The sequence below is a fragment of the Streptomyces gelaticus genome, assembly GCF_014649535.1.
GTDB lineage: Bacteria > Actinomycetota > Actinomycetes > Streptomycetales > Streptomycetaceae > Streptomyces > Streptomyces gelaticus.
The window spans coordinates 223,944-237,536 of sequence record NZ_BMTF01000010.1 but is presented as its reverse complement, the minus strand read 5'-3'; the positions used below and the strand labels follow the sequence as shown (position 1 = coordinate 237,536).

The 13,593-nt window shown below is 69.3% G+C and carries 17 protein-coding genes, 1 pseudogene and 1 riboswitch; of the genes and pseudogenes, 4 read left to right on the top strand and 14 right to left on the bottom strand.

The window, feature by feature from the left end; translation table 11 throughout:
• Positions 1-305: 305 nt before the first annotated feature.
• On the top strand, positions 306-533 hold the full coding sequence (locus IE107_RS17555; protein ID WP_189544702.1) for an antitoxin: 228 nt from the start codon (positions 306-308) through the stop codon (positions 531-533).
• A complete protein-coding gene (locus tag IE107_RS17550) occupies positions 530-901 on the top strand; it encodes a fic family toxin-antitoxin system, toxin component (RefSeq protein ID WP_189544701.1) in 372 nt (123 codons plus the stop codon). Before IE107_RS17555 ends, IE107_RS17550 begins: the two co-directional genes overlap by 4 nt.
• A gap of 31 nt (positions 902-932) precedes the next feature.
• Here the strand turns inward: IE107_RS17550 and IE107_RS17545 are convergent, their stop codons facing one another.
• From IE107_RS17545 to bioB, 4 genes are all read right to left on the bottom strand, one after another.
• Positions 933-1,610 (bottom strand): class I SAM-dependent methyltransferase, encoded by a 678-nt coding sequence (locus IE107_RS17545; protein WP_189544700.1) that lies wholly within the window; start codon positions 1,608-1,610, stop codon positions 933-935.
• Between the two features lie 78 nt (positions 1,611-1,688).
• A complete protein-coding gene (bioD, locus tag IE107_RS17540) occupies positions 1,689-2,378 on the bottom strand; it encodes a dethiobiotin synthase (protein WP_189544699.1) in 690 nt (229 codons plus the stop codon).
• Position 2,379: 1 nt separating this feature from the next.
• Positions 2,380-3,684: an adenosylmethionine--8-amino-7-oxononanoate transaminase gene (locus tag IE107_RS17535; protein WP_189544698.1), complete on the bottom strand. Its 1,305-nt coding sequence runs from the start codon at positions 3,682-3,684 to the stop codon at positions 2,380-2,382.
• On the bottom strand, positions 3,677-4,873 hold the full coding sequence (gene bioB / locus IE107_RS17530; RefSeq protein ID WP_189544697.1) for a biotin synthase BioB: 1,197 nt from the start codon (positions 4,871-4,873) through the stop codon (positions 3,677-3,679). The genes IE107_RS17535 and bioB overlap by 8 nt, the downstream gene beginning before the upstream one ends.
• A 142-nt stretch (positions 4,874-5,015) precedes the next feature.
• On the opposite strand from bioB, the gene IE107_RS17525 reads away from it, so the two are divergent.
• Positions 5,016-6,158 (top strand): 8-amino-7-oxononanoate synthase, encoded by a 1,143-nt coding sequence (locus IE107_RS17525; protein WP_189544696.1) that lies wholly within the window; start codon positions 5,016-5,018, stop codon positions 6,156-6,158.
• On the opposite strand, the gene IE107_RS17520 is transcribed toward IE107_RS17525, so the two are convergent.
• Together IE107_RS17520 and IE107_RS17515 are read right to left on the bottom strand one after the other, a co-directional pair.
• The gene (locus IE107_RS17520) at positions 6,151-6,357 is read right to left on the bottom strand and encodes a DUF397 domain-containing protein (RefSeq protein WP_189544695.1); all 207 of its coding nucleotides are present in this window, start codon (positions 6,355-6,357) and stop codon (positions 6,151-6,153) included. The two genes, IE107_RS17525 and IE107_RS17520, sit on opposite strands and share 8 nt — an antisense overlap.
• A gap of 25 nt (positions 6,358-6,382) precedes the next feature.
• On the bottom strand, positions 6,383-7,243 hold the full coding sequence (locus IE107_RS17515) for a helix-turn-helix domain-containing protein (protein WP_189544694.1): 861 nt from the start codon (positions 7,241-7,243) through the stop codon (positions 6,383-6,385).
• A 203-nt stretch (positions 7,244-7,446) separates the two neighbouring features.
• Here IE107_RS17515 and IE107_RS17510 point away from each other — a divergent pair, with 203 nt between their 5' ends.
• Complete coding sequence (locus tag IE107_RS17510) at positions 7,447-7,878, top strand: ATP-binding protein (protein WP_189544693.1); 432 nt, start codon at positions 7,447-7,449, stop codon at positions 7,876-7,878.
• A 114-nt stretch (positions 7,879-7,992) separates the two neighbouring features.
• On the opposite strand, the gene IE107_RS17505 is transcribed toward IE107_RS17510, so the two are convergent.
• The 8 genes and pseudogenes from IE107_RS17505 to IE107_RS17475 form a co-directional block, all read right to left on the bottom strand.
• Positions 7,993-8,466 (bottom strand): C40 family peptidase, encoded by a 474-nt coding sequence (locus tag IE107_RS17505; RefSeq protein WP_189544692.1) that lies wholly within the window; start codon positions 8,464-8,466, stop codon positions 7,993-7,995.
• Positions 8,467-8,469: 3 nt separating this feature from the next.
• Positions 8,470-8,634, bottom strand: a riboswitch (cyclic di-AMP (ydaO/yuaA leader).
• A 412-nt stretch (positions 8,635-9,046) separates the two neighbouring features.
• On the bottom strand, positions 9,047-9,355 hold the full coding sequence (locus IE107_RS17500) for a hypothetical protein (RefSeq protein ID WP_189544691.1): 309 nt from the start codon (positions 9,353-9,355) through the stop codon (positions 9,047-9,049).
• 7 nt (positions 9,356-9,362) lie between these two features.
• Positions 9,363-9,998 carry an ATP-dependent Clp protease proteolytic subunit gene (locus tag IE107_RS17495; RefSeq protein ID WP_308434240.1) on the bottom strand — a complete coding sequence of 212 codons (636 nt, stop codon included), beginning with the start codon at positions 9,996-9,998 and terminating at the stop codon, positions 9,363-9,365.
• A 130-nt stretch (positions 9,999-10,128) separates the two neighbouring features.
• Positions 10,129-10,236, bottom strand: a pseudogene (locus tag IE107_RS34975) (non-homologous end joining protein Ku); the annotation flags it as partial.
• 125 nt (positions 10,237-10,361) lie between these two features.
• Complete coding sequence (locus IE107_RS17490) at positions 10,362-10,559, bottom strand: CDGSH iron-sulfur domain-containing protein (protein WP_373302459.1); 198 nt, start codon at positions 10,557-10,559, stop codon at positions 10,362-10,364.
• A 19-nt stretch (positions 10,560-10,578) separates the two neighbouring features.
• Positions 10,579-11,268, bottom strand: coding sequence for a HemK2/MTQ2 family protein methyltransferase (locus tag IE107_RS17485; RefSeq protein ID WP_189544688.1), 690 nt, complete (start codon positions 11,266-11,268; stop codon positions 10,579-10,581).
• A gap of 104 nt (positions 11,269-11,372) precedes the next feature.
• The gene (locus tag IE107_RS17480) at positions 11,373-12,335 is read right to left on the bottom strand and encodes an iron-containing redox enzyme family protein (protein ID WP_189544687.1); all 963 of its coding nucleotides are present in this window, start codon (positions 12,333-12,335) and stop codon (positions 11,373-11,375) included.
• Between the two features lie 430 nt (positions 12,336-12,765).
• A partial coding sequence (locus IE107_RS17475) for an SRPBCC family protein (protein ID WP_229867025.1) occupies positions 12,766-13,593 on the bottom strand: 828 nt, incomplete at its 5' end.

The window sequence follows — 13,593 nt, the reverse complement described above, 5'->3', positions numbered from 1 at the left end:
TAGCGGCGCCCGGGACGGGGGTCAATGATGTGACGTACTACCCCAATACGGAGCAATGTCCGAAATGAGATGCTCTGAGCCATTTACATGCCGTTCGGGCGGCCCCAGACCTACTATCCGCCCTAGGATGTGATGTGGGCCCTATGGGTGGCGTCACATCCACCAGGCCATTTCGGCGCCTTTCGGGGTCCTTGTGGAGGCCGTCACCAGGGGGTGCGTGCGGCGATCCGCGAGCCCGCACCGGTGTACGGGGTACCGGCAGCCTTCTCTTGCCGGTGCTAGCGCATGCGCGCTAGCGTGTTGCTGTGCCCAAGACTCAGCTGAACGTGAGAGTGGACGAGGCCACCGCCGAGGCCGCGCGGCAACGCGCGCTGCAGAGGGGGATGAGCGTGAACCGCTACATAGAAGAGCTCGTGCGGCAGGATGCGGGCGAGGTCGGACACACCTTCGTCGAGGCTGCGGCCGACTTCATGAAGCAGTACGAGTCGGTATTCGCCGAGGAGTTCGGCCCGGAGCGCAGAGGCGCGCGTTGAACCTGCAGATCGACCTCTCCTGGCTGCTCATGGTGGCCGAGCACAAGACTCCCGGTGATCCGCAGGTCGTCGACTGGGGTGCGCTCGTGGCCGCGGTGGCCCGTCACGAGGCCGAGATCTTCGGCAGCCCCGTCTACAGCGACCCTCACTCCCGGGCCGCTGCCCTCCTGCAACTGCTGATCCACGTCCCTGCGCTCGAACACTCCAACGCGATGTTCTCCTCGGCCGTCGCGTACGGATACCTCGTCGCCTCCGGACTCAAGGTCATCACCTCCCCCGAGCAGGTGCGCGACCTCGCCAGACTGGTGAAGGAGGGCAAGGCGGACGTCCGGGCCATCGCCGACGAACTCCGCCAGTGGAGTCTGTGACGGCCCCGGCGCGCGACGGCGGGCCGATGCCTCAGTCCCTCAGGGCCGGGCGGCGTGCCACCCCCAGCACACATGCCGACGTGGGCAGCCGGACTCCCCACTCCGGCATCCGTACCCTGCGGTAGGTCTCCACCACGAATCCGGCCCGCTCGATGGCGGCCAGGGTGTCGCGCGACGTATGACACCCGCCCGTCACCAGCGGCCAGACCGTACGGTCCAGTGCCCGCTGCGTCGCCGCCATGGCCCGGTCGTCGGCCCGCACGTGCTCGAAGAAGCGCAGCTCACCGCCGGGCCGCAGTACCCGTACGAGCTCCGCGAGCGAACGCTCCACATTCCGTACGGTGCACAGCACCAGCGAGGCGACGGCCCCGTCGAACGCCTCGCTCTTCACCGGCAGCGCCTCCGCCGCGCCCGGCACCACATCCACCGGGATTCCCGCACGCAGCGCCGAGCGCACCGCCAACTTCCGCAGGCTTCGCTCGGGTTCGATGGCCACCACCTCCGACACCGCGGGCGGGTAGTGCGCGAAATTCAGGCCATTGCCCGCACCGATCTCGATGACCCGGCCGGACAGGCCGGCCAGCAGCTCCGAGCGCACCGCGCCCAGTCCCGCCTTGGTCTCCGCGACCACGCTCATCCGGGCGTAGAACCGGGCGAAGACGGGGTGGTGCACGGTGTCCTCGGGGATTCGCGTGCTCCGCAGACGCATGACGGACCTCCTTGACCGGGTGCTCGGGCAGAAAGCACGCCTACTGGGATTCTCCCCCGTCCTGAGCGGCTCAGACGCTCAGTCGGCGGGGCGATTCCCGCCCAGCTCCGCCGCGAGCCAACTCCGGGCACGCGCACGGAAGTCAGCGGGCTCCAAGGCCCCCGCACCGGCCGGTACCGCCCCCAGCAGCGGGGCGCCCGCCGCCACGGGAAGGTCCGCCAGATTGCAGCGCGCCGCGAGATCCGGTTCGGCGGGCATGCTGCCCACCACCACACCGAGGCACTCCAGTCCCCGGGTCCGCAGGGCCTCCGAGGTCAGCGCGGTGGTGTTGAGCGTGCCAAGACCGGCGGGGGTCACGACCAGCACCGGGGCGGCCAGCAGCCGGGCGGCGTCGGCGAGGGTCGAGCCCTCGTCGTCGAACCTTACGAGCAGACCGCCCGCGCCCTCGATCAGCACCAGATCGTGCTCGGTCGCCAGCTTCTGAGCCGCATCGGCGATTTCGTACGGCCGCACCGGCGGGAGACCGGCCCTGCGGGCCGCGGTGGCGGGCGCCAACGGATCGGGGAACCGCGCCAGTTCGACCGCGGTGACATGGCCGCCCGCCAGCCGCGCCACCTCGGCTGCGTCACCCGGCTCGCCCGGGGCCAGCCCCGTCTGCGCCGGCTTGAGCACCGCGACACCGCGGTCCGGGCACGCCGCCGCCACGGCCGCCGTCACGACCGTCTTGCCGATCTCCGTGCCCGTCCCCGTCACTACCAGAAACGTCATTTCATCCCTCTCGCGCAGCCGCGCACACGGCGCGGCAGATCCGTGCCACGTCCTCGTCACCCGTCACATACGGCGGCATCGTGTAGACGAGATCGCGGAACGGCCGCAGCCACACTCCTTCCCGTACCGCGGCTCGGGTCGCGGCCGTCATGTCCACCTCGTGATCGAGCTGTACGACGCCGATCGCACCCAGTACCCGTACGTCCCGCACCCCGGGCAGTTCCGTGGCCGGGGCGAGACCCTCCCGCAGCCCGGTGCCGATCCGCTTCACCTCCTGCTCCCAGTCCTGGCCGAGCAGAAGATCGACGGAGGCGCACGCCACCGCGGCGGCGAGCGGATTGCCCATGAACGTCGGTCCGTGCGCGAGCACCGGCACCTCGCCGTGCGAGATGCCCTCCGCCACCCGGGAGGTGCACAGCGTCGCCGCCATCGTCAGATAGCCACCGGTCAGTGCCTTGCCCACGCACATGACGTCGGGCGAGATCCCCGCGTGCCCGGCGGCGAACAGCTTCCCCGTACGGCCGAAACCCGTGGCGATCTCGTCGAGGATCAGCAGCACATCGTGCTCGTCGCACGCCTCGCGCAGCACTCGCAGATACGCGGGGGAGTGGAACCGCATCCCGCCCGCGCCCTGCACCACCGGCTCCACGATCACCGCGGCCAGCCGGTCGGCGTGCTCCGCGATCAGTTCCCGCAGGTGCCGGACGTACGCGGCATCCGGTTCGGCGTCGAAACCGGCCGGCGGCTCGTCCGCGAAAATCTGGCGGGGCAGGACACCCGACCACAGCTCGTGCATGCCGCCCTCTGGGTCGCACACCGACATCGGCTGCCAGGTGTCGCCGTGATAGCCACCGCGCCAGGTCAGCAGCCGCTGTTTGGCGGGCCGCCCGGCCGAGCGCCAGTACTGCAGACACATCTTCACGGCGACCTCGACGGAGACCGACCCCGAGTCGGAGAGGAAGACATGGCGCAGCGGCTCGGGGGTGATCCCGACCAGTCGGGTGGCCAGCCGCACGGCGGGCTCATGGGTGAGCCCGCCGAACATCACATGGCTCATCCGGTCCAGCTGACCACGGGCCGCCTCATTGAGCACCGGATGGTTGTAGCCGTGCACCGCCGACCACCAGGACGACATGCCGTCGACCAACTCCAGCTGCCCGTGGGCCGGTTCCGCCAGCTTCAGCCGCACCCCGGACGCGGACTCCACGACCAGCGGCTCCTGGCGCCCCGGCATCGGGCCGTACGGATGCCAGACGTGGGCCCGGTCCAGGCACCGCAGCTCGGCCGGGGAGAGCGACTCAGGCATTGGGGGCGAGGTCCGTTCCCGCGCCACGGCGGCGGACCGCCACCAGATCGGTGCGGGCAGCCGGGACCCCGGAGGCGGTCGCCTCCTCGGACGTCCCGCAATCCGTCGCCTCCCCGGCTTCCCCGGACGCGTCACCGCAGGGGGTGCATCCGCCGTCGTGCGAACCGCATCCGCCGCTCGACTGCGCCCGGTGCGCGGGCAGCGTCGTCGTTCCCGCACCCTCCACCTCGAAACCGGCGTCCGCGATCATGTCGAGGTCCGCCTGCCCGGCCTGTCCCTCGCTGGTGAGGTAGTCGCCCAGGAAGATCGAGTTGACCAGGTGCAGGGCCAGTGGCTGCATCGAGCGCAGATGCACCTCGCGCCCGCCCGCGAGCCGTACCTCCACGTCCGGGCAGACGAACCGGACCATCGCCAGAATGCGCAGGCATCGCTGCGGTGTGAGGTTCCACTCCTTGGCCAGCGGAGTTCCCTCGAACGGGATCAGGAAGTTCACCGGCACCGAGTCCGGGTCCAGTTCGCGCAGGGAGAAGACGACATCGACCAGGTCGGCGTCGCTCTCACCCATCCCGGCGATCAGCCCGGAACACGCCGAGAGCCCGGCGGCCTGCGCCTGGTGCACGGTCTCGACCCGGTCCGCATAGGTGTGGGTGGTGGTGATGTCCCCGTACGTCCCCTCGGACGTGTTGAGGTTGTGGTTGTACGCGTCGGCGCCCGCCGAGCGCAGCCGGTCGGCCTGCCCGTCGGAGAGCAGACCGAGGCAGGCGCACACCTCGACGCCCTCGTTCTGTTCCTTGATGGCCTCGATGGTCTCCGACACCCGGTCGACGTCGCGGTCCGTCGGACCGCGGCCGCTCGCCACCAGGCAGACCCGCTTGGCGCCGCCCGCCACCCCGGCCGCGGCGGCCTTCGACGCCTCGTCCGGTTTCAGCCAGGTGTACTTGAGGATCTCCGCCTTGGAACCGAGCCGCTGCGAGCAGTACGAGCAGTCCTCGGGGCAGAGGCCGGACTTGAGATTGACCAGATAGTTCAGCTTCACGCGCCGCCCGAACCACTGACGGCGCACCTTGCCGGCCGCGGCCACCACTTCGAGCAGATCGTCGTCGGAGGTCGCCAGGACGGCGAGGGCTTCTTCGCGGGTCGGCAGCTCGCGCCGCAGCCCCTTGTCCACCAGCGTGTTCAGGAGGTCCATGGCGAAGATCCTGGCCTATGGCACGGCCCGCAGCCAAGGAGGAACCGGACAACAGAGCCCGGCAAGGGTGTGTGTATTGCCACACCATGACCTGCTGCGCCCGCGGTTAGGGTCTGTGAGCTGCCTACAAAAGGGACCGCTCATGTCCTTCGACCCGTTCGACTGGATCGACGAGGAGGCGTGCCGCCGCGCCGCCGCCGGACTCGTCCGTACCCTGCGCCCCCGGCCCGCCGCTCCGGGACTTCTGGACCTCGCGAGCAACGACTATCTGGGGCTGACCCGGCACCCCGCCGTCACCGCCGCCGCGGCCGAGGCCGCGCGCGCCTGGGGTGCGGGGTCGACCGGATCGCGACTTGTCACCGGCTCCACCGCGCTGCATGCCGAGCTCGAGAACGAGCTGGCCGAATTCTGTGGTTTCGAGGCGGCCCTGGTGCTGTCGTCCGGCTACGCGGCCAACCTCGCAGCGGTCACGGCGCTCTCCGGCCACGGCTCGCTGATCGTCTCCGACGCGGGCAACCACGCCTCGATCGTGGACGGTTGCCGGCTCTCGCGCGCCGCGACCGCCGTGGTTCCGCATGCGGATCCCGATGCCGTGCGCAAGGCCCTGCAGTCGCACGAAGGGCGGGCGCTGACCGTCACCGACTCGGTCTTCTCGGTCGACGGCGACGCGGCGCCGCTGCCCCGACTGGCCGATGTCTGCCGTACGGAGGGGGCCGCGCTGCTCGTCGACGACGCGCACGGCCTGGGCGTGCTGGGGGAGGGCGGCCGGGGTGCACTCGCCGCCGCCGGCCTCGCGGGCGGCGGGGGAATCGTCACCACGCTGACCCTCTCCAAGTCCCTGGGCAGCCAGGGCGGAGCGGTCCTCGGACCGGCCCGGGTCATCGAGCACCTCGTCAACACGGCCCGTACGTTCATCTTCGACACCGGTCTGGCCCCGGCCGCGGTGGGCGCCGCACTGGGAAGCCTGCGCCTGCTGCGCCGCGAGCCGGAGCGGGCCGGCCGGGCCCGCGCGGTCGCCGCCGCGCTGTATGAGCGGCTGACCGCGGCCGGTCTGACCGCGGTGCGGCCCGACGCGGCCGTGGTCTCGGTCCGGGCCCCCTCGGCTGAGGCCGCGGTGCGCTGGGCGGCCGACTGCCGCACGGCCGGAATCGCGGTCGGGTGCTTCCGGCCCCCGTCGGTGCCCGACGGGGTGTCCCGGCTGAGGCTGACGGCGCGGGCCGATCTGACCGAGGAAGAGATCGCCACCGCCGTTTCGGTGGTGCGGCGCACCGCTCCCGTCAGCTGACCGGAACCCGGCGCAGACCGGCGACGAAAGAGGTCCAGGCCGCCGCGGAGAACCGCAGCGGTGGCCTGGACACATCCTTGGAGTCCCGCACGGCCAGCCGCCCGGCACCGAACGGTGCGGCCTCCACACAGTTGTTCATACCCGTGCTGCGGCTGCTGCGCCGCCACCGTAAGCCGTGCTGTGCGAGGCAATCCGACATGAGGCCTCCCTCGGGCGCTCCGGGTTCACCGACCGTCGCGGTCGATCGCGGCGATGAGGTCCAACGAGTGCTCCGGCGACAGCGCGTGTGCCTGCATCGTGCGGAAGGCCGAGCTGTACGCCTCAAGGTCTTCTTTCCGCTCCAGATAGAGGCTACTCGTCAAATGGTCGAGAACGACCACATCCAGATCAGAAGTGCTCGGAAATGAGAAGATAACGAAAGGTCCGGTGAGGCCGGCATAGCCGCCCACGGAGAACGGCAGCAACTGAAGCCGTACATGGGGAAGTTGAGCCACTCTGGTCAGATGGCGCAGCTGCTCCCGCATCACCCGGCACCCGCCGACCTCGCGCCGCAGCACCGCCTCGTCGAGCACCGCGCTCAGCCGGAGCGGCGGATCGGTCCGCAACACCCCCTGCCGGGCCAGCCGCACCTCCACCAGCGAGTCCAACTGGCCGGCGGGCAGCCCGTCCAGTGACGCCCGGGTCACCGCACGCGCGTAGTCGGCCGTCTGCAGAAGCCCCGGCACCACCGAGGTCTCCAGCGTGCGCGCGGTCCGCGCCTGGGACTCCAGACTGATGAAGTCGCGGTACTGGGGCGGGATCAGACCGCGATAGGCGTGCCACCATCCGTTTCCGCCGCCGCCCGCCGAACCCGCCAGCGTGGCCAGGAGGTTCCGCAACCGGGTGTCGTCCACACCGTAGGTGTCCAGCAGCCGGGTCACATCGGCCGGCCGCACGCCGCTCACCCCGGTCTCGATCCGGCTCACCTTCGACTGGTGCCAGCCGAGCATCCGCGCCGCGTCCCGGCTGGTCAGTCCCGATGCGTGGCGCAGACTCCGGAGCTCCTCCCCGAGCTTGCGGCGTCGCACCGCAGGGCCGTGCTGCATCCGCGGCCTCCCTCCCTCTTCTGCCGAGCGGACAGTGTGCCGTCCGCACACCGTCTTGCGTGGCAGGTTCACCGCATTGAGCGACAGATATATGCATATCTTGGTGGATCGCCGCCCCAGGGGGCAGCATCAATGGCAATCTGGCGCGAAGCGCAACCCGGACCGATCGCGGGTCTGTCCGGGTGGGAAAGGGACGGCTTGCCATGGCAGACCATCAGGAAGCAAACGTCACTCTGCCGAGCGAGCCCGTCTCGGTCTCGGCAGCCCGCGGGTACGTGGCCCGGGTGCTCGGCGAATGGGGACTGGCCACCGACACCGATTTCGCCGACAGCATCCGGCTCATCGTCTCGGAGCTCGCGACCAACGCCGTCCAGCACACCTTCGGGCAGTCGCCGACCTTCACCGTCGATCTCCGGCTGGAGCGGGAGGGGCAACTGCATCTGGGAGTGACGGACAGTCACCCCCGCTGGCCCAGACGACTGCCCGCTGCCGTGCAGCAGGACAACGGACGCGGCATGGTGATCATCCGCACTCTGGCCAAGGAGTGCGGAGGCCGCCTCACTGTCACCCCCACTGCCGACGGCGGCAAGACGGTGTGGATCGCGCTTCCGTGGAGCGTCCCCGTGCAGGGCTGACCGGCGCCGTTGAGGTGGCTGCCCGCACGCGCGGTCGGCCGGCCTCCGTGCCCGGCCGCCGCGCACAGGGCTTGCCCCGGCGGATCAGGGCCGTGTCCCCGGCCCTGATCCGCCTCAGCGGACCCGGCCGTAATAGACGCTCTTGGTCCAGATCTTCTCCAGCCGGACCACCGCCCCGGTCCTCGGTGAATGCCAGATCTTGCCCTTACCGGCGTAGATGCCCACGTGGTAGATGCTGCGGCCGGAGTGGAAGAAGACCAGGTCACCGCGTTTCCGGTGCGAGGCCGAGAGGTGGCGGGTCCTGTTGTACTGCTGCTGGGCCGTGCGGGGGAGCTTCTTGCCCGCCTTCTTGAACGAGTAGAGCGTCAGCCCCGAGCAATCGAAACGGTTGGGACCGGTCGCCCCCCAACCGTACGGCGACCCCTTCTTCGACGCCGCGACATTGAGCGCCTTCATCGACAGAGTCGCCGCCTGGGCGTCCGTCGCGGCGCCCGGGGCGAACATGGTGGTGCCGACGGCGGCGAGAGTGAGAACCGAGGCCGTACCGGCCCGGACGAGCAGAGACGGGACATGAACCTGCGCAGTCATGCGCAACCCTTCGTCAGCCGCCTGTGAAGGATGACCTGTCGGGTTCGGGCTGGCGAAGTTGCCCGGCCGCTTGTTGCGGCTTCACCCCGAGGGTCGACCGGTGTTCAGGCCGACCCGTTGTGCTCGGGTCCTCCACTCCTGCCGATCCACTTCTGTCGACCAGTCATCCGGGCGGCGGCAGGACTCGGCGTCCGCCCGGACCGCCCCGCCGCGGTGGCGGGGGCTTGTCGTCCCAGGGATCTTGACTCACCAGCTGCCGGATTTTCGAGCTGAAACGGGGATATGTGAGGCTCCTCACGACTGATCCGTTCGGGTGGACATGGCGCTTTCCGGGACGCCGGTGGCGAATCGTGCGGGTGCTGTACCAGGGGCGGAAGGGCGGATTCCGATCACAGCCCACTCGGAAAACGCAAGCTGGGCGGTCCCTCGTGAGAGGGGCTTCCTACGCCGAACGAGCGAGGAATTTCGATAGGCCCGCCGGGCGTGTCGGGTACGGGAGTTGGGTGACGGGTACCCGCCGCCGCACGCCGGGCAGGGGGAGTTGGCCTGCCCCGGCGTGCGCGCGGAGTACGGAGGTCGATCAACTCGCGGGAGCCGGGGGTACGCTGACGCGCCCGGCCCGCCGCTCCCCGTCCAGTACGCGCAGCGCCCGGGCGAGCGTCGACGCGTGGATCTGCGTCTCCCCGCGCTCGTGCATCGACGCGAGCGCGTCCCGCAGCGCGCCCGCGTGCGATACCAGTGCCTGTGCGGCGCGCAGTGCGCCGTAGGTGTCGCTGCCGCGGGCAGGGTTGATCCGGCCGACCTGGTCGAGGACTTCGAGGTATCGGTCGATGAACTCCCCCTCTGCACGCGTCAGTGCCGGAAGCGGCGGGAACTCCGGTGGCCGCATCGGGGGTTCACCTCGCGCCGTGCGTACGGAGTGAGGACTTCCGGTTCTCCAGGACGTGGTCCACCAGCCCGTACGCCTTGGCGCCCGCCGCGTCGAGAATGAGGTCGCGCTCGATGTCGTCGGCGATCTGCCCGGCTTCGCGGCCCGTGTGACGGGCCAGCAGGGTGGTGAGCATCGTGCGGACCCGTTCCAGTTCCTGGGCCTCGATCTCCAGGTCGGACGGCTGGCCCCGCAGCGGCTCGGTGAGCTCGGGCTGCCGGACGACGACCCTGGCACCGGGCAGTGCGTGCCGCCGGCCGGGAGCGCCCGCGGCGAGCAGTGCCGAGGCGCAGGAACCGGCCTGGCCGAGGCAGTAGGTCTCCACCTCGCACGTGAGGTACTGCATCGTGTCGTAGACCGCGGACATGGCCCCGAATGAGCCGCCGGGGGAGTTGATGTAGAGCGAGAGAGGGCGGTCCGGGGCGTCGTGCTCCAGGTACATCAACTGCGCGATCAGATCGCCGGCCGCCGCGTCGTCGACCGGGGTGCCGAGGAAGACGATCCGTTCGGAGAGCAGCTTGGAGTACGGGTCGAGGGTGCGGGTCCCGTTGGTCGTGCGCTCGGTGAACTCGGGCAGGACGTGACGGGCGGTGGGACGGAACAGCATGGTGATGCCTCTCCTCCGGGGTCTGTACCGGGCTGTACAGGACTGCACTGGCGTCCGTAAAAAATGTACAGGACGTACAGAAGCTGGGGGGAGTGGCGTAGCCTAGTGATCACCAGGCTGCCTTGCGATGGACCTGGCGGAAGCGGATCGCATGGTCCTCGGTCGCACTGACCGCCTTGACAGGAATGCTGATCAGGCCAAACGAAATGGCTCCGGTCCACAACGGCCGCGGCATACGTACCTCCGGGCCCACCACCCGTGGTCCGATCCTTGTGCGGGGCGGGAGTGATCGCATCACGCAGACGCCGGGATCACCGTGTGTTGTGCCGCCCGCACTCGTCGCATCGATTCGCTGGAAGGTCAGATCTGGCCGCCGGTGCCTGAACCGCATGGGGCAGGCCCGGTGCGGCGGCGGTGGCTGGTGTCGCACCAAGGGAGAATGCGACTGCGTCGGCACGTACAGATCGCGACGACGAAGCGGTCCGAGGTATGCACGGATCCGTCGGCGGCTACTACCTCCACGGGCCCTTCCACGAGGAGAGGGCCGCGCTCCGTCATGAAGACCCGGCGCGGGGAATCAGGGGCGTTGGGCACGGATGACCACCAACTCCTCGCTCGTCTCCTCGGGACGCATCAGCTCGCGCTCGCGCAGCCAGTGGATCCGTGAGAGCAGGACGGGGCCGAAAGGTACGCGCACACGGCGGCTGACAACAGCGTCCAGACCCACGCTCCTAAGCCGGTCCAGGGTGGTGCCAGTGTCACACAGTCCGGAGTGCACCATCAGGAGGACCCCTTTCCGGCGCAGCACCGCCGGCACCCCCGCACAGAGCCGGTCGACGACTGCCCGGCCGTCACTTCCGGCGTTCCAAGCGCGGGTGGCGCCGCGCCGCGGGACATCGGGGGCCGGGGCCGGTACGTAGGGCGGGTTGCACAGCACGAGGTCGTAGAAGCGTGTTCTGACGGCGGAGATCAGATCGCTGCGGCGTACGGTGATGCGGCGATGATGCAGTATCGCGTTGAGGCGTGCGGTGGCGACCGCCCGACGTGCGATGTCGACGGCTGTCACCTTTCCTCCCAGCTGCGCGGCCCGCACAGCCAGTGCCCCGCTGCCTGTTCCGATGTCCAGCACAGATGTTTCGGGCCCGATGTTCTCCTGGTCCAGTGCCGCCATCAGCAACTCTGTGTCGCGCTGCGGTGCGTAGACGCCGGGCAGCGTGACGAGAAACGGTCGCGAGAACTCGTACGTCCCGCCTGTTTTGCCATCCACTTGTCTTCTCCCGTTTGTGAGGATCGGACCGTTCCATGAACACCTCGAATGGGTCCGGTGGCCGCTCGACAAGCCCCTGCCGCCGTGGCCGGATGCAACGCGTCTCACGCCTCCCAGGCCGCGAAGAACCGTCTGCTGAGACGGTCTTCGAGATACGAGGTAGCGGCGATCCCGAATGCGATGTCCGGCTCCAGTTCGGGTTCTTCGTCGAGGAGCCCGCCGATCACCTCGCGCCGCACGACTTGTTCGTGCACGGCATCGGCTTCGACGTGCTCGTTGTAGAAGCGCTCTGCGGCCGGTCCGGCGCCGGTGTGCTTCATGGCGTGCGCGAGGTGCCGGGAGGCGGGCGAGGAGGTGATCTCCACGGCGGCGAAGTGCCCTACCAGGGCACCACGCATCCGTCGGTGCAACCCGAACAGCGACATGACGTTGACCAGGGCGAGCATCTCGGCGTAGCCGGTGTCGAGGTAGTGGCCGTATCGGGTCTCCAGGCCAAGGTCTGCCATGAGGTCTGCGAACAGCTGGGCGTGTATGCGGTCTGCCCTGCCGGCGCCGAACTCGTCGAACTCCACGGCGGCCATTGCAGCCTTGGCGCGTCCGCTGAGTCGTGGCAGTACCCAGGCGTGGGGATCTGCTTCCTTCAGGTGATAGAGGGAACGCTGCCTCGCGTACTCGCGGAGGTTGTCGAGCGTGCCCCGTTCCGCGAGGAATTCCGGTACGCCACCGGTACCGATTCGTTGTGCCTGCAGATCGGCCAGGAGGACATTCAGCGAGCCCCGGACGGCCGCATCCCGCCGCAAAGCAGTGAGGAAGCGGTCCTCCAACGAGGCGCGGACCGAGAGGAGGGTGGCATCCCACTCCCATCCCGGATCGACCGCGTCGAAGCCTCGATAGTGCAGTTCGTAGCAGGTGTACAGCGCCAGTTGCAGGTCGTCGCCGTAGGGATCGGCCAGCTCCGCCGCAGCTTCGTCGGGCATCGCCGACCGCCCCCGCAGGCTCTCAAGGACCGCGGACGACAGCGGCCCTCGATGTCCGGGCAGTACCGGCGTGCTGCGGTTCTCGGGCATCGCGCTTCCCTCCGGGCCGTTCGGGTCTCTGCAGGGGGTCGGGCAAAGCCGGGACGAGCGAAGCGACCGCATTCACTACTCATGCTCGTCGTGTGTGCGGACTCCCGCATCTCCGGTGCAGCAGTGCGTGGAGCGCGAACGCCCCGCCGGGGCAGATACCGGGTTGGCTAGCGCGTCGAGTTCCTGCCGTCGCCCTAGCGCGTCGACGAACCGCACGAGAAGGTGCTCGACGCGGCCCCCGCGGCTCCTCACCGCCGTACTGCCCGCATCGGGAACCGCGAGCGTCCAGGTTTTGTTCGAATGTTGCACGGCAGGCGTTTGCCATGCGGGTACCGCTGCCAAACGTCGGGAGGGGGCATCCCATTTCGTCGGCGGGGAGTCCAGGACGATCCGTCGATCAGCCTCGGGCGTGCCGGTGGGCCCGAGGGCTTCATTCCTCCTCCTCGTCCTCGTCCTCGTCCGCTTCCTCGTCCTCCTCGCCTTCCTCGTCCCATTCGTTCTCTGTCTCCGCTTCGTCTTCGTCTTCTTCGTCTTCTTCGTTCGCTTCTTCGGGCTCGTTCTCGGTTTCGTCCTCGATGGCTTCCTCGTGTGTGCGGACTGTTTCGCCGTCACGGATCTCGCCGCGCCAGCCTTCGGGGGGTTCGTCGCTGAGGGTGACGTGGCGTTGGAAGTGCTTGAGGTCCAGGCGCAGTCTTCGGCCCTGCGCGCGCCAGAGGTTCCCGGTCTTCTCGAACAGTCCCGACGCGTAGTACTCGACCACCAGCACGATGCGTGTCAGGCCGGGGGTCAGCTCGTGGAAACTCACAGCGCCTCGCGTTGTGCCCTTTGCTCCCTCGGACGTCCAGACGATGCGTTCGTCGGGTACTTGTTCCTGTACCGTCGCTTTCCATGCCCGCGTCGAGGGGCCCACTTTGACCTTCCAGTCGCTTGTCGACTCATCGGCCGACGAGACGTCGCGAACTCCCTTGGTGAAGCCACTGAACTTTTCGTACTGCGTCCAGTGGTCGTAGGCGGTGCGCAGCGGAACGCCCACATCGATCACTTCGATGATGTTGGTGACCTTCCGGTCGCCGTGCCCCTTGCCACCGCCACCGCCGAGAGCGGTCCCGGCTGTGTTCATGAGCTTGTCCTTGACGTTCGTCGCCACCCCGGACAGCGCCGCCCTGAGAGGGGATTTGCCGCGCAGGAGACCCGCTGCGACGTGCGTGAGCGTTCCGCCGTCTGCCGCGGCACCGGTGAGCCGGTCCGTCACGTCGAA